This window comes from Vibrio sp. FF145, from assembly GCF_041439075.1.
Classification (GTDB): domain Bacteria; phylum Pseudomonadota; class Gammaproteobacteria; order Enterobacterales; family Vibrionaceae; genus Vibrio; species Vibrio tasmaniensis_A.
The window spans coordinates 13731-34424 of the sequence record NZ_JBGONH010000029.1; the positions used below are offsets into that span (position 1 = coordinate 13731).

A 20694-nucleotide genomic window follows, 5' to 3' on the forward strand; every position below is an offset into this window, starting at 1 on the left:
GCTCGCTAAACACGATAATCGGTTAGATTGAATTAATTAGCACCCAATTGTCTCGAGCTATTTAGCATCGAGACAGTTTTGGTTAGACTGTCTGCAACTCAACTAACTGGATAGTCAGTGCCACATGAAGCAAATTCTTGATTTCATTCCTCTCATTATTTTCTTTGCGCTTTACAAGATGTACGACATCTACACGGCTACAGGTGCATTGATTGTTGCTTCCGCAGTACAAATCATTTTGACGTACATCATCTACAAGAAAGTCGAAAAAATGCAGATCATCACCTTTCTAATGGTTGCCGTATTTGGTGGCATGACCATCTTTTTGCATGATGACAACTTCATAAAATGGAAAGTGACCATCGTTTATGCGCTATTTGCTATCGGCCTTACAGTCAGTCACCTAATGGGCAAATCAGCGATTAAAGGCATGTTGGGTAAAGAGATCTCTCTTCCTGAAGCAGTATGGGGCAAGATCAACTGGGCTTGGACTCTGTTCTTCACATTGTGTGCGATCCTCAATGTTTACGTTGCTTTCAACCTGCCATTGGATGTGTGGGTCAACTTCAAAGTGTTTGGCTTACTGATCGCTACTTTTGCATTTACCTTACTAACGGGCGTTTATATCTATAAACATTTACCAAAAGACCAACATTTGCCAAAAGATAAGCATCAGCAAAGAGACCAAGAAACACAAAACGATACGCAACAAGAGCTCTCAGGTAAAAATACCGAGGAGAAATAACCCTTAGGGATGAGTCCCCATCCCCTTTTTGATACAATTATTATCAATATGCGATTTAACAGTGGCCAATGATACTCGTGATCATTGGCCACTGATTGTTTGTGTTCGGTGAATACGTTAAAAATACGACCACCGCGAACCCCGCAAACACATCTATTTAAATTTAAAACAATCAATACCATTAAGAGTACAACAATGACTATTCAATCAACTTTGAACCCGATTGGTTCTTTACTTCTTCGCACTTTGGCGATGCCTTCTGATACCAATGCAGCAGGCCAGATTTTCGGTGGTTGGATAATGTCTCAGCTCGACCTTGCTGGCGGGATACTGGCGAAAGAGATCTCTAACGGCAAGATAGTCACCGTGTCAGTATCAAGCATCGAATTCAAACAGCCAGTGTCGGTTGGCGATGTGGTCTGTGTTTATGGCGACTGCACCAAGATTGGCCGTAGCTCGATGAATATCGACCTAGAAGTGTGGGTTAAGCCGGTACTTGATCACGGTATTGGCGATCGTTACAAGGTATGTGGCGCGACATTCAACTACGTTGCTGTAGACGAAAGCGGTAAACCTCGCCCAATCAAAAAATAGCAATTTTCGTTGAGCTCATGATGTCGATGGTCTTTAGTTTTTATAAATGAAATTACTAGAGACCATACAACTCTCTCGTACCAATTCACCTCGCACCAATTCACAATTTCTTATCATTAGCTCTTCCAATACCTATTAGTTCGCGTAAATTAGCCAGATAACTAATTTAATCGCTCTACTTCAGTGAAGTAACATAAGGATATCTCAACATGTGGTACGTAATTTTTTCTCAAGACGTCGAAAACTCATTAGAAAAACGCCTAAGTGTTCGCCCACAACATCTAGAACGCCTTCAAACACTTCACGATGAAGGCCGACTATTAACAGCAGGTCCAATGCCAGCAATTGACTCCGATAACCCTGGCGAAGCAGGCTTCACTGGTTCTACTGTGATTGCTGAATTCAACTCTTTGGAAGACGCACAAGCATGGGCTGATGCAGACCCGTACATCGCTGCTGGTGTCTACCAGAATGTGATTGTTAAACCATTCAAGAAAGTATTTTAACGTGAAAAAATGGATTATTGGGTCACTGGCTATTGCCCTACTCGCAGGCTGTAGCTCATCAAGTGAACAAGACAAACAAAGACAGTTAGAGATGATGGCTCACCATCGTGCGGGGGTTTTATCTGCCGGCCTGCCTATTGAGTATGGTCCACTCTCTATCATGCGTGTGCTAGCAAAAAATACTGTCGTCGAAATCATGATGATCTACAACCAAGATGCAAAAGGTGCTAAGCCTTTAAACCAAGTTGTAGATATGAGTGTGAATAGCTACTGCACCAACTCTGAAGTAAGAGCTAACCTCGACATGGGCTTAGCTTACAACATCAAGATTCGCAATACGCGCGGACAACTGATGGTTGAAAAGCTGATCAGCAAAGAGACTTGCCAGAGCAGCAGCTAGATTCGATATTCGAACAAGCATAAAACCAGAAGGCCTCGCAAATGCGAGGCCTTTTTTGTGGTTCATCGTGGATTAGAGGGTCAATCAAATCTTAGACTAAATTATGCCTCAGCGGATCCCCACTCTTTACGCAGTGTCTTCGTCGCCGAAACTAAGTTAGTAAGTGCCGCTTCTGTCTCTGCCCAGTTACGAGTCTTTAATCCGCAATCAGGGTTTGCCCACAAACGTTCTGCAGGTATTTTTTCTGCCGCTTTCTTAAGTAAATCTACAATCCACTCTTCTGAAGGGATGTTTGGCGAGTGAATATCATAAACGCCAGGTCCAATCGCATTCGGATAGTTAAACTCTTCAAACGCTTTCAGCAATTCCATGTTCGAGCGAGAGGTCTCAATGGTAATCACATCGGCATCTAGCGCGGCCACTGAATCAATGATCTCGTTGAACTCGCTGTAACACATATGGGTATGAATCTGAGTTTCTGGTTTAGCACTCGCCGCTGAGATCTTAAAGGCATCCACTGCCCATTCTAAGTACTCTGCATGGTCGCGTTTTTTCAAAGGCAAACCTTCGCGAATAGCAGGCTCATCGATTTGGATAATGTTAATACCTGCGTCTTGTAAATCAGACACTTCATCACGTAGAGCAAACGCCAGTTGGTTAGTGATCTCTTTGCGTGAGATGTCTTCACGAGGGAATGTCCAACATAGAATAGTGACGGGTCCGGTCAGCATGCCTTTCATCTGTTTCGAGGTCAGAGATTGCGCATAAGTCGACCACTCGACCGTCATTGGTTTTTCACGCTCGATATCCGCAACCACAATCGCCGGTTTCACGCAGCGAGAGCCATAGCTTTGTACCCAACCAAACTTAGTGGTTTGGAAGCCTGCTAGGTTTTCTGCAAAGTACTCCACCATGTCATTGCGTTCCGCCTCGCCATGCACAAGCACATCCAAATCTAAGGCTTCTTGGCGTTTAACCGCATCAGCAATATGACCTTTCAATGCGGTTGTGTATTCCGCTTCATTCAGTTTGCCAGTTCGGTAAGCACTACGCTGAAGACGAATCTCTCCTGTCTGTGGGAACGAACCAATGGTTGTGGTTGGTAACAGCGGTAAGCCGAGAACTTCAGACTGATGCGCTGCACGCTCTGCGTATGGAGCACTGCGTTCTGCCAGTGCTTTGGTAATGGTATTGATACGAGCCTGAACTTGTGGCTTGTTCACATGAATCGCGCTCTTACGGGCAACAATTGGTTGGCTGTAAGTCTCACACGCCAAAATGGCCTTTTGATCGCCGTCTAACGCCGCACCCAACAAGCTCACCTCGGTCACTTTCTGTTTTGCAAAGGCAAACCAACTCTTCACTTCTTCGCTGAGCGTTTCTTCTAACTCCAAATCAACAGGACTATGCAGCAATGAACATGAACTTGCGATCCAAAGCTTATCTCCTAGTTTGTCTTTCACAGGTTGCAGTAACTCAAGCTGCGCGGCTAAGTCAGCTCGCCACACATTGCGTCCATTGATTGCACCCGCAGAAAGTACCCAATCTTCCGGTAGTTTATTAACCACTTCATCGAGTTGCTGCGGTGCTGCTGCTAAGTCGATATGTAAGCCGTTGATAGGCAGATCTACGATTTTATCTAATGTATCTGTGACCGAATCAAAGTAAGTGGTAAGTAGTAGTTTTACATCGCCTTGAATCACTTGGTAAGCCAGCTTGAATGAATCTACCCACTGATTATCAAGCTCCAAAGCCAGGATTGGCTCATCAATTTGGACCCACTCTACGCCAAGCTTTGAGAGCTTTGCCAAAATGGCTTGATACGCGGTAAGAAGGCGAGGAAGTAGAGATAAGCGGTCAAACCCTTCTTCCACTTCTTTGCCTAGGTATAAGTAAGAGAGTGGCCCAAGGAGTACAGGCTTAACTTTGTGTCCTGCTTTAATCGCTTCATTCACTTCATCAAACAGTTGAGGCCAACTTACTTCAAAAGAGTCATCTTTGCTGAACTCAGGAACAATGTAGTGGTAGTTAGTGTTGAACCACTTGGTCATGTCAGAAGCAGCTGAACTGTCTTTAGTGACATCATTCGACGTATGCGAACCACCGCAGCAAGTAGATTGAACTTGAGACTGACCGCGACCTACACGGAACAAGGTATCTAAATCTGGGAAGGATTTTTCATCTTCTGATCCGCCAGCATGGCGCTTGGGAACGTGACCTAGAAGTAGAGTCGTAGTTAGTACATGGTCATACCATGCGAAGTCACCCGCAGTTGCAAAGCTTAGATTCGCGTCAGCTTGTACATTCCAGTTACGATTTCTTAATTCACTGCCGATCTGCTTAAGCTCAGATTGATCGATCTCACCGCGCCAGTACTTCTCGAGAGTGAATTTGAGTTCGCGTTTTTCACCGATACGTGGGTAGCCAAGAATATGCGTTGTTGTCGTCATGTGTGTGTTCCTTATTCGATAATTTTAATTTCCGGTCAGACTGCCTGTAATGATTATATTTTTAACAAAGGCGTCTGGATGGCTAAACTATCTCCCTAATCTGAACGATGAACAAGGTCCAAATATTCATCTTGTTTATTAATAATTTTCATCTTTAATAATCTAACCGCTAATTTATTAAATCCATCTGGACATCCAGACGTTTACAAATGAAAGAAAACACCGTAGGGTGATTATTAAGAAATATTGAATTAGCTTAGGGAATATGAGGAATACTCATGATAGAGCTTAAACACCTTCGAACATTGACCACCTTGAGAGACAGCGGCTCGCTAACCGCGACTGCAACTTCTCTTCATCTGACTCAGTCGGCACTTTCTCACCAGTTGAAAGACCTTGAGGCCCGTATTGGCGGTCAGCTCTTTTTGCGTAAAACAAGGCCGGTTAAATTTACCTCGGAAGGCGAAATTTTGTTAAAACTGGCTGATGAGATACAGCCACAAATCGCCAAAGCTGAAAACGAACTCGCAAGCCTAAAAGAGGATGTGAATGGCCGATTGCACATGGCGATCGAGTGTCACTCATGCTTCCAATGGCTAATGCCCGCTTTGAAGGAATACCAAGTTGCTTGGCCAAGCGTGACCTTAGATTTCTCGTCAGGGTTTGGGTTCGAGCCTCTACCGGCCTTGATGGCTGGAGAACTCGATTTGGTGATCACCTCTGATATACAGCCCCGTTCTGAAGTCCACTACGAACCGCTTTTCGATTTTGAGATGCGTTTGATCACCGCGATCAACTCTCCTTTAGCCGAAAAGCCGAGTATTGAACCGCAAGATCTTAGCGATATAACCATGCTCTCTTATCCGGTTCAAAAGCAGCGTCTCGATGTAGTGAAACACTTTTTGCAACCTGCAGGCGTTGAACCAAAGAAATGGAAACAGGCAGACAACACATTGATGTTAGTGCAAATGGTATCGGCAGGTTTAGGTGTTGCGGCCTTACCTAATTGGGCAATCAGTGAGTTTTCAAGACAAGGGTTAATCGCCAGTAAACCATTGGGCAAAGGACTTTCAAGAAGGTTGTTCGCAGCGGTAAGAAACTCAGAAAAAGACAAACGTTACCTACAAGCTTTCTTTAGCACGGCAAGACAGCAAAGTAAGAGTCACCTAGATGGCATTGAGGTCGTTTAAGAGACTCGTTGTTGGGTTAGTTTATGCCTGCGTTGAACCTGATAGATATGCGCCAGAAACAAAAAAAGTCACAGATTATCTGTGACTTTTTTATTGCCAATACCGACAACAGGTAATGAGTGTTAATCCACGATAGAAGAAACTCTCATTGTGAGCTTATCTTGAGTAAGACTTGAACTGATTAGTCAGTGGGTCGTATTGATAGCCCAACATATCAAGCTTGCCCACGACACTTTCTATATCCATTTCATACATACTGATCAGCTCTTCAAAGCTATCGCATTCTAAGCGAAGTTTTTCATTCACGATTCCCAGCAAAATAATGCTATCGAAACCTTTGACGTTGCTTAAATCCATCCCGTACTCCTAACGAACACACCGACTAGATTTGAGTTTAGAACGCTTACCAACACCACGCTAAAAAACAGATCACACTTTTTCGATTCAACACCGAAAGGCTTGTGAGATCAGTAACCGCCTACATCGCCCAAACTGGCGTTAAACCAACAGCCGCCGCCAATAACATCAACAATGAAATAGTCAGCTGAAGCTTTTCAGGGGTTTTAACGAACAATAAATGCCAACACCACACCACGATAGCAGAGATTAGCAAAGCAAAGCTAAACAGCAGAGTTGAAATCATTGGCTCTAATTGAGCTTCAGACAGAGAGTAAACATTGATGACCGTCGCCAAAACCACCAACATCCCCGTCAGCACACCAACAACGGGCAGAACACGGTGAAAAGCCTGTAAGCGTGTTCTTGCAATCGTCAGCAGTAAATGACCAAACGCTGCCCCCAATAAAACCACGAGTAATAAAGTGCTAATAATACCGACTGTGGTTGCTTGCTCCGTCGCTTGTATAGCAACGTATGACAGTGCTAAACCACAAGCTAAATACATCACCCAAATAGGGCCAGAATCTCGAGTCTTCTTGGTTTGAACTTGAGAATAGAAATAAAAGATCGCGAACACGACAAGAAATGCTTCAATTCTTAATGAGGCAACGGCAAGCCAAAGCACGCCAATTGCAGGCAACATCTTGTGAATGCGGCCACGTTGTCCCGGGCAAATATCCCCTTTCACTAAGATGAGGGTTAAGATCAGTTGGGCTCCTAATAGCATCGGAGCAAATTGTACTAATAACGTTTCGACCATTGTGGATCTACTTCTTCAAACTTATTTTCGCGAATAATATCAAAAACTGGTGCGAACACTAATCAAAATCATAAATTAGAGACGAGATTCAAGGCTTCAACTATGCTGATGTATGGCTCTTCTGTCGCCATTTACCGTAAAAATACGAAAGACATCAAAACTAACAGGGGCATGTTCTACTGGCTAGTCTAGGCTCATGCCGCTATAATTCCCGCCTCAAAAATCAGAGGTTGAAATATGTACAGCGATATCACTCCTATTCACGAACACAAAAAATACTGGGCCGAGTGCTACGGAACTGCACCTTTTTTGCCTACCAGTAGAAAGGAGATGGATGCTCTTGGATGGGATAGCTGTGACATTATTATTGTAACTGGTGACGCTTATGTCGATCACCCGAGCTTTGGCATGGCTATCATTGGTCGCCTTCTTGAAGCTCAAGGATTCCGCGTGGGCATTATTGCGCAACCAAAGTGGGACAATAAAGACGCCTTCATAAAGCTAGGTAAACCTAACCTATTCTTCGGCATTACAGCGGGTAACATGGACTCCATGATCAACCGCTACACCTCTGATCGCAAATTACGTCACGATGATGCTTATACGCCAAACAACGAAGGTGGCAAGCGTCCTGACCGTGCAACTCTAGTTTATTCCCAACGTTGTCGCGAAGCCTACAAAGGCACGCCAATCGTTCTTGGTGGTATCGAAGCAAGTTTGCGCCGTGTTGCTCACTACGACTACTGGTCAGATAAAGTTCGTCGCTCTGTATTGTTTGACGCAAAAGCAGATATTCTTCTTTTTGGTAACGCTGAGCGTGCACTGGTTGAAGTGGCACACCGCATTGCCGATGGCGAAGACATGTCTACGCTGACCAATATCCGCGGTACTGCTATCAATCTTCCTGCTGCCCCAGAAGGCTTCAAGATCATTGACTCTTCTCGTATCGAAAAGCCGAACAAAGCGTACGTTCCGGTTAACCCTTACGAAGTTGAAACCCAGTGTGATACTAAGAAAGACGAAAAAGAAGAAATAAAAGCGCAACCTATTACTATTCGTCCTTCTCGTCACGACGCAAAAACAACCGCGGTTCGTATCCCAGGTTACGAAAAGCTAAACAATGATCGTATTCTTTACGCTCACGCTAGCCGTATTCTGCACCTTGAGACAAACCCGTACTCAGGTCGTGCTCTGATTCAACGTCACGGTGATCGCGAACTTTGGGTTAACCAAGCGCCGATTCCATTGACCACAGAAGAGATGGACTACGTGTTTGGCCTTGCTTATAAGCGTGTTCCGCACCCTATGTACGGCAAAGCGAAAATCCCTGCATACGACATGATCAAAACCTCGGTTAACATCATGCGTGGTTGTTTTGGTGGCTGTTCTTTCTGTTCAATCACAGAGCACGAAGGTCGCATCATCCAGAACCGTTCGAAAGAATCTATCTTGGATGAAATCGAAGACATTAAAGATAAAGTGCCGGGCTTCACCGGTACTATTTCTGATTTGGGCGGCCCAACGGCGAACATGTACCGTTTAGGTTGTTCAGATCCTAAAGCAGAAATTAACTGTCGTCGTCCATCATGCGTGTTCCCGAAAATCTGTGAAAAGCTAAACACAGACCATCAACACACCATCGACCTGTACCGCTCTGCGAGAAAAGTACCGGGCGTTAAGAAGATCATGATCGCTTCTGGTGTACGTTACGACTTAGCGATTGAATCTCCAGAATACGTTCGTGAGCTTGTGACTCACCACGTTGGTGGTTACTTGAAGATTGCTCCAGAGCATACTGAAAAAGGCCCACTGGATCTGATGATGAAGCCGGGTATGGGCACTTACGATCGTTTCAAAGAGATGTTCGAGAAATACAGCGCTGAAGCCGGTAAGAAACAGTACCTAATTCCTTACTTCATCTCTGCTCACCCGGGCACAGAAGATGAAGACATGCTTAACCTTGCAATGTGGCTGAAAAAGCACAACTACGAGTGTGACCAAGTACAGAACTTCTATCCATCGCCAATGTGTAATGCAACGTCGATGTACTACTCAGAGACCAACCCTCTGAAACGCGTGAAATATAAGAAGCGTGAAGATGTTCCTGTACCGAAAGGTGATCGTCAACGTCGTCTGCATAAAGCGCTGCTTCGTTACCACGATCCTGAAAACTGGAAGATCATCCGTGAAGCGCTGATCAGCATGGGTAAAAAACACCTAATTGGTGACAAAGCAAACTGTCTAGTACCAGAAGAAGATTTTGAAGCTCAGACACCGGCGCAGCGTCGTAAGTCTGGTCGTCACGGCTCACAGCGCTTTGCGACTAAGCACAGTAAGTCTCAACCAGGTCTTGGTGGCGAAAGCCCACGTAACCATTCTAAGCCAGGTGGCAATAAGCCAAAACCGGGCGGTAAGAAGCCAACGGGTAGCCAAGGTAATGGCAATCAGGGCAACGGAAAGCAGAACGGCAATGGTAACGCGCATAAACCAGCGACGGGCTTTATCAAAAAAGCCCCTGCTAGTCAGCAATCTCAAGGCAATGGCGGCGGGAATGGCAAGCCAAACCGTAACAAAGCGGGTAATGGTCAAGGTGGTAAACCTGTGAGTAACGGCAAGAATCGCCAACGCGCAGCACAACGTTAAGACAGCAACCCATTGACTTCGCTATGGTAAAAACACAAAGCGCAGCTTTTTAGCTGCGCTTTTTTGTGCCCGTTGCCAATGGCTAGCTCCTTAGCCACGTAGATACCAAGGGGGTTACCTACTTATCTAACGCGTAAACACCCAATACTGGCTAAATAGGTAATTGGTGACCATTCCGACAAGAGTCCCCACTGCCATTGCGATAAAAACAGCTCCGATAAAGGTAGGAAGCAATTCCGTCATCAGCTTAAAGCACAGCAAATTAGGTACCGCTGATATTGATGCGGTAAACATAAACTTTTGCCACTGAATCAGCTTCTCAGACCAATGACCTCGCCCTTTATATTCAAAAGTCAGTATACGATTACCCAACCATGTCGTCGTTGCAGCAGCAATAAAGGAGCTAATTCGCGCCATCATTAAAGGCAGCCCAACAACATAATGCAGCAATGCAAAAACCAAACAATCAACAACAAACCCACCAACACCAACCACAGCAAATCGAACCATCTTGTGGTGGGACTGTAGTCTTTGGCTATGTGATTGAAGCTTGTCATTGAACATTCGTAGCCTTGAGTTAACGCTGAACATCATTTTCACTTTCAATATGATTCAACGAAAAATTTGGTGTGTTGCTCTGGTGATGGCAGCTGAACAGAGCACGCTTGATCTTGACCGTCGGTTCCAAAATACACGTTAATGCGTTCTCTTTGATCTTAATTTCCACTTCCGCTTTATGGCCGATCAAATAGAATTTATCGATGCCATTTAGTTGCTCGATATCAAGAAGCTTTTTCGCTTGCCCATGACTGTAAAATTGCCCTGAGAATGGTCTTTTACCCACATAAAAACTTGGCGCAGAATCCGTAATCTGTTCAAAAATAATACGGTCACTTTTCTCGTTCGCCTTCCCTAAGTTCAGGTAAACCATCGCAATCATTAACAGCACAGGTAGCACCAAAGCCACACTCGAAAACCACTTCTTATCTTTTTCCACCACAAGTATAGCAACCAGCATCCCAAGGGCTGGAATCCCCGGCAGTACGTACGCAGGGAGAATATTGCCCGCCATGGTGAAAAGAAGCAGTGGCGAAATCAACCAACAGACAAGAAATGAAAACAAGCCGCGATTTTCAGTATTAATTTCTGCAATTTTCTTGCGACGAGCGAAAGTTAAAATAGGTAATACAATCGACCACGGCGCAGCGGCCTGAATCCAAAACACCCAGATCATGCCTCTGGTTTCATCATGAGCAGAACCGTATAAATCGCCCTCCCAACCACTCACAACAAAACGCTTAAAGTGTTCGCCAACAATAAAATAATCAATAAAGCCCGGAGTAGCCATTTCAGCCATAATGTACCAAGGCAAGGCAATCGCCAGCATGACACCTAAACCAGACAACAGTGGAAAGCGTTGCCACAACACTTTAAAAGCCCCAAAGATACCATGTTGTAATAGCAACCAAGGGAATACTGCGATACCCATGATCACAATCGCAACAGGACCTTTTGCAAGCAAGCCCAACGCCAAGCCTACAAATCCAACGTAACCCCAGGTTTTGTTGGTTCTCTCACTTCCTTCGCCTTTACAGTCTTCTCCACCGAGCCAACATAAGTAAAAGCCCAGCATCGCGATGGTCATGGCTAACGTTAACGCCATGTCGGTCATCACAGCACCCGCGGCGATAGAGAAAATCCCACATGTTGCCAATACAACAGCCGCCACTAAGGCACTTTGTCCCGTACGCTTCGCCAGATACGCGACCAATAGAATCGTCGCGAAACCAGCTAACCAATGCGGAGCACGCACAGCAAACTCACTCAAGCCGAACAACTCAATACCAGCAGCACTCATCCATGTGAACAACGGTGGCTTACCCCAAAAAGGAATACCGTAATCAAACTGAGGGGTTAACCAATTGCCAGTTTCTACCATCAAGCGAGCCATTTCTCCATAGCGCGCTTCAGTGGTGTCCATTAACGGATAAGTCGCCAAAGATAAAAGCCTTAAAACTAGTGCAAAAGCCAACAAATACCATAGATGCGTTCTGTTCAGACTCATGCTGATTCCTCTAATTTAAAATGTGTTTTCAATGCGGGTGTATCAACGACCGATTGGATCAGATAAAGAGGGCGATTCTTGGTTTCGATGAAAATACGACCTATGTACTCCCCCATTAAACCAATACTCAACAGTTGGATTCCGCCAAGTCCAAGTTGCACGACCATCATTGACGGATAACCCGTAATTGGCTCACCAAACATCATGGTTTTGAACACGATGAAGACGCCATACACGAAAGCAGTAAGCGCCACTAATCCACCAACTGCCGTCGCAATACGCAGTGGGCGGATAGAGAATGATGTGATGCCATCCATCGCCAATCCGATGAGTTTCAGATAGTTCCACTTGGTCTCGCCACAGAAGCGAGCATCACGCTTAAATTGGAGTGTCGCTTGTCGGAAACCCGGCCATGAAAAAATGCCTTTCATGTAGCGGTTACGTTCTGGAAGCTGATTGATATGGTCGACAACCTCTCGGCTTAACAGTCGAAAATCACCCACATTCTCAGGAACATCAATCTTCGCAGCCACGTTCATGACTTTGTAAAAGCTCGCTGCTGAAAACTTCTTAAACCATGTTTCACCATCACGCTGCCTGCGCTGCATATTGACGACGTCATAACCTTCGCGCCACTTGGCAATCATTTGCGGGATAAGCTCAGGTGGATCTTGTAAGTCAGCGTCTAGCAAAATCACCGCTTGTCCACGACAGTGCTCAAGGCCTGCGCTCATCGCTGATTCTTTGCCAAAATTACGGCTTAAACCGATAACAGAAATTGAGCTATTGATTGAAGTGAATGAACTCACCAACTCCAAGCTGCTGTCTTTGCTACCGTCGTCGACATAAACGATTTCACTCTTGATGGGCAAGCTATCAAGCACCTTGGTAAGGCGAGAGTGGAACTCTTCCAATACCTCTTGTTCATCGTAAAAAGGCACAATGATAGACAGAGAAACCGCAGGGTTGATCTGCGATGTAGATATCTTAGGGCGGCTTATATGAAGTTCAGACATAATACGTTCTTCTATTTTTTAATCTGAACCCAATCTACCCTCCCATAAGTGAAAGTTATGTTATTGACATATTTTTCACGCTCACTCAGGATAATGTTACCGTCTATTTCTGTATGAGAATCAAAATGAAACGAGTTCTATTAGTCGAAGATAACCGTGAAATCGCAGGTGTCTTGTTTGATTATTTTGAGTGTATTGGTATGGAACTCGATTATGCGGACAACGGCGAACTCGGCCTGCAACTCGCGTTGGAAAACTCATTTGATATCATCATATTGGATCTGATGTTGCCAAGAATGGACGGCCTCACGGTTTGTAATAAATTGCGAGACCAAGGCAACGCGACACCTATTTTGATGCTGACCGCGCTAGATAGCCGCGATGATATGTTGAAAGGGTTTGAGCATGGTGCCGATGACTATCTAACCAAGCCTTTTGATTTGGATATTTTAGAAGCAAGAATGAACGCACTAGTTCGTCGTTACCGCGGAAAAGTAGCCTCTTCAAAACTTCAGTTCGGTGAACTCACCATCGACCAAAAAACCCGTAAAGCTTACCGCCAAGATAAGCTTCTTGCGCTAAACCCAACCACTTACACCATACTTGAGATGCTCTGCCAAAACGCACCAGAAGTGGTGACTCGTGAAGATATCTCCTACAAATTATGGGAAGAAGATGAACCCAATAATGATGTGCTGCGCAGTCATATCTATCAATTACGAAATCAACTCGACAAGCCTTTTGACAGTCAAATGTTGATTACGGTTCCTAAAATAGGATTCCGCTTGGAGTCATCGAATTGATTTCCAACTTTCTGACAAGCACTAAAACCCTCACCGGCCGCTTAGCTGTTTTCTTTGGGCTAATGGCCGTGATTGTGTCTGCGTTCGTCTATGTCGTTTTTATTGTCGCGCTCTACATGTCTGAAGACCGGGTCGGTGAAAGACGCATCTTGATTGACCGCAATTACGCCGTCGAGCTATTTCAAGCCGGAGAAAGTGGTGAGTTAAGAATTGATGATCTGACAGTCGCCTATAACGACCCGTCATTCGTACCTCCCGAATATTATAAGCTCATTGCAAATAAAGAGAGCTTTCTCGGAGAGATCGGCGAAGAGCCAGAGTCAAGAATGGTCTATGTTGGCGAGTATTCTGACAAAGGAAAAACCCACCCAATAATCCTACTTTCCGAAATAGACCGTGTTGAATTTGCTATTTCTGAACTTGTGTACGCGACCGCCTTTGTGCTCACGTTACTTTCTATCTTAATTTTTAGTTTTGGTGCTCTGCTCTATCGACTCTCAAAACGACTGATTGAACCATTCAACTCTCTGTCTGAGCAACTTGAGTCGAATAAACTCAATCTCAACGAAGAGTTCGGTGTGAGCGATGATGCGGCAGTTGAATTTCGTCAGCTAACCGATCAACTGAATCAGTATCGTCGAGAAATCAATTCCTTGGTCAAGCGTGAACAAGCCTTTGCTCGATACTCAAGCCATGAGTTAAGAACACCACTAACCGTTGCTCGTGGTGCGAATAAATTGCTATTAAGAAGCGAAACCACCGAGTTTCAATCTCGGCAGGTTGAACGCATTGATGAAGCCATTGTTCAGATGTCTGAGATGGTCGATGCTTTGCTTGGCCTAGTTCGTTACGAAAGAAATAGTGACGATGCACCGCTGCGCTTGTTTAGCCAGCAAGAATTAGAGACCATCGTTTCCAAAAATACGTTACAAGCAAATGAGAAAGCAGTCGAAATATCCCTACTCATTCAATCTGAGCCTATAATTCAAGCCACCAGTGCGATCATGAACATGTTGGTTGGCAACTTGTTGAGAAATGCGATTGCAGCGACCAATAGTGGCACAGTGAGCATCACTCTCTCACAAGACAATCTGGTAATTGAAGACCAAGGAGAAGGCCTTCAGGAACAGTACAATCCGAATGGTCATGGATTAGGTTTATTGATTGTCGACGACTTGTGCCAGCGCTTCCATTGGGACTTTGAGTTGGTCAATCGCAACTCTGGAGGGTGTACTGCAAGAATCGCCTTTCAGACAGATTCCTCCTTATCCACATTAAAGCAAGCAAACTCGTAATACGAAGCTCAATACTCTATGAAAACTTGATTTAGTTGGTTTACAGCACTCGCTAGCTACTAGATACTCAGTAGTCCTTTTTGATTTAAAAATGCTGGCTCTTGAGTCAGCATTTTATCTAAGTGCGATGAAACTAAATAATAGCCCTGTAACTCAGCATCAATACAACGATCACACCTTTTTCTTAAAGCGAGACGATAAGCTTCACTCCCACTTTTGCGGCAACAAAGCCAGAAAGTTCATGAAGCTACTGGAAGACGATCACCCAAACACCACCACTCTAATAAGCTATGGGTCCGCTCAAGCTAACTCCTTGTTCTCGCTAGCCGCACTTGCAAAAATCAAAGGCTGGACGCTTGAGTTTTACGTCGACCACCTTCCTCAATGGCTACAAGAACGCCCACTCGGCAACTACCGTGGCGCTATCGATCTTGGGGCTAAGGTTATTTCAGTCAAAGAAACAGGCTCTGAGCTTCATCCACAAGCGTATATTGGACAAATAAGGCAACCAGGTTCCGATTGTATTGTGTTACCTGAAGGTGGACGTTCTCAGCTTTCAGAATATGGCGTGAAGCAACTGGCGATGGAAATACTCAGCTGGACGCGCTTCGAAAACAAACACGATTTTGTGGTGGCACTACCCGCTGGTACAGGCAGTACGGCTCTGTATCTACATAAGCATTTAAAAGTACACAATATCCCGGTGTTAACCTGTGCGTGTGTAGGTGGTAATGACTATTTAACTCAGCAATTCGATGAACTTGGCGAATCCGATCACCCACAGATTTTACCGCTCAAAACCAAACACCATTTTGGTAAGTTGTATCAGCAGGATTATCAAACTTGGTTAGACCTGCAAGAGCAAACTGACATTGAGTTTGACCTGCTCTATGACCCTTTGATGTGGCAATGCTTAGTACAGTGGCAACAAGACAACCCAACTAAGACCATCATCTATATTCATCAAGGCGGCATCTTAGGCAATGAATCGATGTTGCCGCGCTATCAGCGGAAGTATCCGGAGATGAGCATTAGCAAAACCAACACATCTTGGTAATTTTTTTCCTTTATTCTCCAGTTTAGCTATTCAAGTTATAAACTGAAATCTGGCGAGAATCATCGCGTTATCTATACTTTCGATTGGAACATCAATTGTCATCGAAAGGAATCACGCATGCGAACAATCACTACGCTCGGCCTGTTTTCAGTTTTACTGCCCTTCTCTGCGATTTCAGGAGAAAACATCACTTACCAAGTCGATGGTATGGATTACGAAGGTTATTGGAGTGAAGCCAGTGACCAAGCGCCTTTAGTGCTATTAGTACACGATTGGGATGGTTTAACTAATTACGAAAAGAAACGTTCTGAGATGCTCAACGAACTCGGTTACAACGTGTTCGCCATCGACCTATTTGGTAAAGGCATTCGCCCTACCGAAGTGAAAGACAAAAAACAACACACAGGCGAGTTGTATAAAGACAGAGAAAAAATGCGTGCACTGCTTAATGCGGGAGCGAAGGAAGCGAAAAGGCTTGGTGGTAACTTAGATAACAACGTGATGATGGGTTACTGTTTTGGTGGCGCAGCCGTTTTAGAAGCCGCTCGTGCTGGCATCCCATCGAAAGCTTATGTCACCTTCCATGGCGGTTTATCGACACCTAAAGGACAAGACTACTCTGAGACAAAAGCTCCAGTTGTCGTGTTCCATGGTACAGCAGACGCCATGATCTCAATGCACGACTTTGGAAGCCTCGCAGCTCAACTTGAATCAAGCAAGGTTCCGCATGAAATGATCACCTACAGTGGTGCGCCACATGCCTTTACCGTATTCGGCTCAAACAACTATCAACAAGAAGCTGACCAGAAATCGTGGGATAGATTTACCCATGTACTAGAAACCACCACCAGATAATCTTCTCCTTGAGAACCCATAACCCCATTCTACAGTTTAAGAATGGGGTGACTTAAGTTAACACGGTGTCATGCCGCTACAAATAACGATGGATACTTAAGTCATCAGATTTAATATCACAGGCAGAGCCACTGACTATGCTTGCTAAGATCTTTCCTGAGCCACATGCCATTGTCCAACCTAATGTTCCATGACCTGTATTGGTAAATAGGTTCTTGATAGGCGTCTTGCCGATAATAGGCGTACCATCTGGTGTCATTGGTCTTAACCCAGTCCAATATTCAGCCTTAGAGAAATCCCCCGCCTGTGGGAAAAGATCTTTAATCACCATATCAATGGTAGCTTTGCGTTTTTCTGGAATCAGGTAATTAAACCCCGCAAGTTCTGCCGTCCCTGCAATGCGAATACGATCATCAAATCGCGTCATCGCTACCTTGTAGGTTTCATCCATCACAGTCGAAGTTGGTGACTTATCTACATTCACGATCGGTAGTGTTAACGAATACCCTTTCACTGGGTAAACCGGGATAGACAAGTCGACTTGTTTCAACAGTTCTCGAGAATAGCTTCCTGAAGCGACCACGTAAGCGTCCGCTTTGAACTCGCCTTGAGTCGTTGTAATACTCTCAATGGTTTGATTCTGATGATTCAAACTTACCACTTCAGTATCAAACACGAACCTAACACCGAGTTGCTTGGCTTTCTCAGTCAAGGTTAAACAGAACTGATGGCAATCACCGGTTTCATCATGAGGTAAGTATAAGCCGCCCACCAGCTTGTCTTTGACGTCCGCTAAACCCGACTCCACTGACAGACACTGGTCAACATCAAACAGCGAGTGTTCGATCCCACTCTCTGTTAATAGCTTCATATCCTGCTGAATAGCATCGAGTTGCTTCTCGCTTCTGAATACTTGCAAGGTGCCTTTCTGCCTGCCCTCATAAGCTAAATCTTCACTGGTTCTTAGATGAGTAAGACACTCTCGACTGAAGTTTGCCACTCTTAACATGCGTGACTTATTCATGGCGTACTTGGCTTCATTACAGTTGGCCAACATCTTAGTCGCCCAAGCAACTAATTCAGGAGAAAGTGACGGCTTCACTTTTAGAGGCGCATGCTCTTGGGTAAGCCATTTCATTGCTTTCAACGGAATCCCCGGTGCCGCCCATGGTGAAGAATATCCGTAAGAAATTTGCCCTGCATTCGCAAAGCTGGTTTCCTTGCCACTGCTATCTTGACGATCAATAACCGTCACTGTATGACCTTCTTTCGCCAGGTACCAAGCACTGGTTAACCCAATAACACCGCTACCAATTACAATAACTTCCATTCTCTTCCCCTAATGCCCGACAAAGCCAAAATCTGTCGAACACAGCTGTCAGTCTAAAACTCGTTTCGTTAATAATTTGTAACTTATTCCGCGTATGTTGACTTATCAATAGAGTGTGCGTTGACAAAAACTCAATTCAACTTAAAAACGAATTCGGCAGTTTGGAACTGTGATATTGGCGGTATTTGGACGCTTAGAAGGAGTCGCTAAGTAAATCTACTATTCTTAGATATTGTAAGCGTCATGACTCAAGAAAGTGGCGTTTTCAAGTAAGAAATCTAACAAGGTTTCGGCCTGTAGCGTGAGTGCGCGGCCTTTTAAAGATTGAACCTTAACCGTCGCCTTCGATAGCATCTCCAACTCGGTCGCAACCACTTCAATCTGTCCTGACTTTATTTCATCGATCACAGTGAGCTTAGGCATAAAGGTGACGCCCAATCCTGCTGATACAAAGTTAGTCAGTGCGGTCACCGAATTGGTTTGAAGCTTTGGCTGCAAGGTAAGGTGGGAAATTTGTTCAGCCTGCTTTACCAGCCTCCCCATACCGGTCGAGTTATCGATCAAGGCAAGAGAAGCGTCTTGAATATCTTGCATTACCACTGGCGCTTCTTTCATCGTAAGGAAGTGCCCCTTCGGAGCAATCAATTCGAGCGGATGGCTACGTTCAACGTGGGAGTGCAGCTTAGGATGTGGAGCAGAAGCATAGGTTATTGCGAAATCTATCTGTTGATCTTCCAACATCTTGACCGCGTCCAATGCCCCAGCAATTTCAATAGAAAGGTTGATATCAGGATAACGGGTCATAAAGGTTTGCATCGGCTTTGACACCAAGTTGGTAATAAACCCTTCACCGATGGCAATACTGACACTGCCTCCTTTGAGGTTTTTAAGCTTGGCTAGTCGAGTAAGCACTGCAGCCTCTCCACGAACAATGGAACGATAGTAATGCAGCAGCTCATTACCCGCCTCAGTTAACAGTGATTGGCGGTTGTTGCGTTCCCAAACTTTCATTTCCGCTTGCGCTTCGAGCTGGGTCAGCATTCTGCTCATCGCAGCAGGGTCAACATTCATCATCTTGGATGCCTTACGCAATGAGCCATACTTAGACAACGCGTTTAAATACTCAAGAGCGCGGATATTAAAGTGATGCATTCAACTTCCTTGTGATTCGACTGACACTAGATCAAGCGTCTCACAAATTGGCTGCGAACATGTATCCCATTTTATCAAGAACGTATTTACACTTACTAACTTGTGCACCGAGTCACTTCAAGGCAGCTAAAGGCTCATGCTCGTTTATTCGATCTACTCTTGATAGACAGATGGAAAGAGCTTAAAGAACCTGTTTTAAACCGCTTAACGAAACATTTTCGATGACATGGCACCTTTGAAGTTCGGCTTTCACTTGAGTAATACCAATCACAGTAAATAAGTGATCAAACATAGCGTAGGAAAAAAGCTTGAGAACAAGGCAGAATTTTTCGATAAGTAGTTATTCTACAATCAAAAATTCTAACGAAGTTATCGAGGTTTTTAACAAGCTAGGGTGACCAGTTATTTACTACGATTGGTATAATACCAATCACAGTAAGCAAGTGGTCATAAATAGCGTTGGAAGGCGTGATAACTAGGCAAAGGACTTTGGGCTAGAGATAGAGATAGAGATAGAGATAGAGATAGAGATAGAGATAGAGATAGAGATAGAGATAAAATATAGGTGCTCTAAAACGAGAAAACCCCAGCATTTCTGCTAGGGTTTTGAATAGTGGTGGAAGGATGGGGATTTGAACCCCAGATACGCTATAAACGTATACTCGCTTTCCAGGCGAGCGCCTTAAGCCACTCAGCCATCCTTCCACAAATTGTGTGTTGAGCTTGTCACTCAACGAGGCGCTACTTTATTGATTCTGCTTGCTTTGGTCAAGAGGCATTATCAAAAAAAGTGCCTTTTTCAGTTTGTTCGATTACAAATTAACTCATTAGATCAAAAACAAACCAAATTTCATTCTATCGTTGTACTTACGCTTGTTGCTTTTCTTAAGCTTGTTGATAGTAGCCCGGAACTCTAAACCATTTACGGCACATATCTAAGAAATAACCGTACAGCACGCCCATACCACATGAGATAACAGCGTTACTGGTGACAGCCGTAACAATCTGGTCGCTCGAAGCACCTACTGCCAATAAAATACCGGCATACACAGGTGACTGGAATAACACGTACGCCACCAAGTCAGACAAATTTTTCATCAATGAGCTTTGTGAAAGCTTTGCGCCGTTACGCAAGAACCAATCACGAAAGACTCCATAAGGCCAAGCGATAGCTATGTTTACCGGAATAGATAACGTTCGAGAAGCAAGAGACTGCTCAAACGTCATACCAGAAATAAACACTTCAACAATCATTCCAGAAATAAAACAGAAAACGACCATAGCGAATGTATCCGCAGCTGCGTTTCGAATACAGAATGGACCACGAGACTTCATTGACGATAAACCTAAAATATATCACTACTTAATTAGTGATTTAACAACACATAAACAAGGCTAGATTACACCTAGCCAGATAATGTCACTATTAAATCA

19 protein-coding genes and 1 tRNA gene are annotated in these 20694 nt (G+C 44.5%); 10 read left to right on the forward strand and 10 right to left on the reverse strand.

What is annotated here, in order from left to right:
• Positions 1-124: 124 nt before the first annotated feature.
• The 4 genes from ACED42_RS12325 to ACED42_RS12340 all read left to right on the forward strand — a co-directional run bounded on the left by ACED42_RS12325 (position 125) and on the right by ACED42_RS12340 (position 2245).
• Positions 125-745 (forward strand): septation protein A, encoded by a 621-nt coding sequence (locus ACED42_RS12325; protein WP_009846427.1) that lies wholly within the window; start codon positions 125-127, stop codon positions 743-745.
• A 195-nt stretch (positions 746-940) separates the two neighbouring features.
• Entirely contained in the window at positions 941-1339 is a 399-nt protein-coding gene (gene yciA, locus ACED42_RS12330; RefSeq protein ID WP_017098521.1) for an acyl-CoA thioester hydrolase YciA, read from the forward strand.
• A 209-nt stretch (positions 1340-1548) separates the two neighbouring features.
• Positions 1549-1845 (forward strand): YciI family protein, encoded by a 297-nt coding sequence (locus tag ACED42_RS12335; RefSeq protein ID WP_012603655.1) that lies wholly within the window; start codon positions 1549-1551, stop codon positions 1843-1845.
• A 1-nt stretch (position 1846) separates the two neighbouring features.
• A complete protein-coding gene (locus tag ACED42_RS12340; RefSeq protein ID WP_029223165.1) occupies positions 1847-2245 on the forward strand; it encodes a GspS/AspS pilotin family protein in 399 nt (132 codons plus the stop codon).
• 101 nt (positions 2246-2346) lie between these two features.
• On the opposite strand, the gene metE is transcribed toward ACED42_RS12340, so the two are convergent.
• Positions 2347-4695, reverse strand: a complete 2349-nt coding sequence (metE, locus tag ACED42_RS12345; protein WP_371702731.1) for a 5-methyltetrahydropteroyltriglutamate--homocysteine S-methyltransferase — start codon at positions 4693-4695, stop codon at positions 2347-2349.
• A 278-nt stretch (positions 4696-4973) separates the two neighbouring features.
• Between metE and ACED42_RS12350 the strand changes: the two genes are divergently transcribed.
• The gene (locus tag ACED42_RS12350; protein WP_086049155.1) at positions 4974-5885 is read left to right on the forward strand and encodes a LysR substrate-binding domain-containing protein; all 912 of its coding nucleotides are present in this window, start codon (positions 4974-4976) and stop codon (positions 5883-5885) included.
• Between the two features lie 156 nt (positions 5886-6041).
• Here ACED42_RS12350 and ACED42_RS12355 read toward each other — a convergent pair whose 3' ends face one another.
• Together ACED42_RS12355 and ACED42_RS12360 are read right to left on the reverse strand one after the other, a co-directional pair.
• Complete coding sequence (locus ACED42_RS12355) at positions 6042-6242, reverse strand: DUF4250 domain-containing protein (RefSeq protein ID WP_009846421.1); 201 nt, start codon at positions 6240-6242, stop codon at positions 6042-6044.
• Between the two features lie 121 nt (positions 6243-6363).
• Positions 6364-7044 (reverse strand): hypothetical protein, encoded by a 681-nt coding sequence (locus ACED42_RS12360; protein ID WP_009846420.1) that lies wholly within the window; start codon positions 7042-7044, stop codon positions 6364-6366.
• A 330-nt stretch (positions 7045-7374) separates the two neighbouring features.
• On the opposite strand from ACED42_RS12360, the gene ACED42_RS12365 reads away from it, so the two are divergent.
• Positions 7375-9687, forward strand: a complete 2313-nt coding sequence (locus ACED42_RS12365) for a YgiQ family radical SAM protein (protein ID WP_371702759.1) — start codon at positions 7375-7377, stop codon at positions 9685-9687.
• Between the two features lie 126 nt (positions 9688-9813).
• Here ACED42_RS12365 and ACED42_RS12370 read toward each other — a convergent pair whose 3' ends face one another.
• Genes ACED42_RS12370 through ACED42_RS12380 form a run of 3 tightly spaced genes read right to left on the reverse strand, consistent with a single transcriptional unit; the run spans position 9814 to position 12768 of the window.
• On the reverse strand, positions 9814-10278 hold the full coding sequence (locus ACED42_RS12370; RefSeq protein ID WP_012603650.1) for a GtrA family protein: 465 nt from the start codon (positions 10276-10278) through the stop codon (positions 9814-9816).
• Positions 10265-11752 (reverse strand): ArnT family glycosyltransferase, encoded by a 1488-nt coding sequence (locus tag ACED42_RS12375; protein WP_371702733.1) that lies wholly within the window; start codon positions 11750-11752, stop codon positions 10265-10267. The genes ACED42_RS12370 and ACED42_RS12375 overlap by 14 nt, the downstream gene beginning before the upstream one ends.
• Positions 11749-12768, reverse strand: coding sequence for a glycosyltransferase family 2 protein (locus ACED42_RS12380; RefSeq protein ID WP_371702735.1), 1020 nt, complete (start codon positions 12766-12768; stop codon positions 11749-11751). The genes ACED42_RS12375 and ACED42_RS12380 overlap by 4 nt, the downstream gene beginning before the upstream one ends.
• Positions 12769-12893: 125 nt before the next feature.
• Here ACED42_RS12380 and ACED42_RS12385 point away from each other — a divergent pair, with 125 nt between their 5' ends.
• The 4 genes from ACED42_RS12385 (at position 12894) to ACED42_RS12400 (ending at position 16778) form a co-directional block, all read left to right on the forward strand.
• The gene (locus ACED42_RS12385) at positions 12894-13571 is read left to right on the forward strand and encodes a response regulator transcription factor (protein WP_009846415.1); all 678 of its coding nucleotides are present in this window, start codon (positions 12894-12896) and stop codon (positions 13569-13571) included.
• Positions 13568-14866, forward strand: a complete 1299-nt coding sequence (locus ACED42_RS12390; protein WP_371702737.1) for a sensor histidine kinase — start codon at positions 13568-13570, stop codon at positions 14864-14866. The genes ACED42_RS12385 and ACED42_RS12390 overlap by 4 nt, the downstream gene beginning before the upstream one ends.
• A gap of 127 nt (positions 14867-14993) precedes the next feature.
• A complete protein-coding gene (locus ACED42_RS12395) occupies positions 14994-15923 on the forward strand; it encodes a 1-aminocyclopropane-1-carboxylate deaminase/D-cysteine desulfhydrase (RefSeq protein ID WP_371702739.1) in 930 nt (309 codons plus the stop codon).
• 117 nt (positions 15924-16040) lie between these two features.
• The gene (locus ACED42_RS12400) at positions 16041-16778 is read left to right on the forward strand and encodes a dienelactone hydrolase family protein (protein ID WP_371702741.1); all 738 of its coding nucleotides are present in this window, start codon (positions 16041-16043) and stop codon (positions 16776-16778) included.
• A gap of 76 nt (positions 16779-16854) precedes the next feature.
• Here ACED42_RS12400 and ACED42_RS12405 read toward each other — a convergent pair whose 3' ends face one another.
• The 4 genes from ACED42_RS12405 to ACED42_RS12420 form a co-directional block, all read right to left on the reverse strand.
• Positions 16855-18108: a D-amino acid dehydrogenase gene (locus tag ACED42_RS12405; RefSeq protein ID WP_371702743.1), complete on the reverse strand. Its 1254-nt coding sequence runs from the start codon at positions 18106-18108 to the stop codon at positions 16855-16857.
• Between the two features lie 225 nt (positions 18109-18333).
• On the reverse strand, positions 18334-19260 hold the full coding sequence (locus ACED42_RS12410) for a LysR family transcriptional regulator (RefSeq protein WP_009846409.1): 927 nt from the start codon (positions 19258-19260) through the stop codon (positions 18334-18336).
• A 614-nt stretch (positions 19261-19874) separates the two neighbouring features.
• Positions 19875-19965, reverse strand: a tRNA-Ser gene (locus ACED42_RS12415).
• Between the two features lie 180 nt (positions 19966-20145).
• Complete coding sequence (locus tag ACED42_RS12420) at positions 20146-20595, reverse strand: L-alanine exporter AlaE (RefSeq protein ID WP_009846408.1); 450 nt, start codon at positions 20593-20595, stop codon at positions 20146-20148.
• Positions 20596-20694 lie beyond the last annotated feature (99 nt).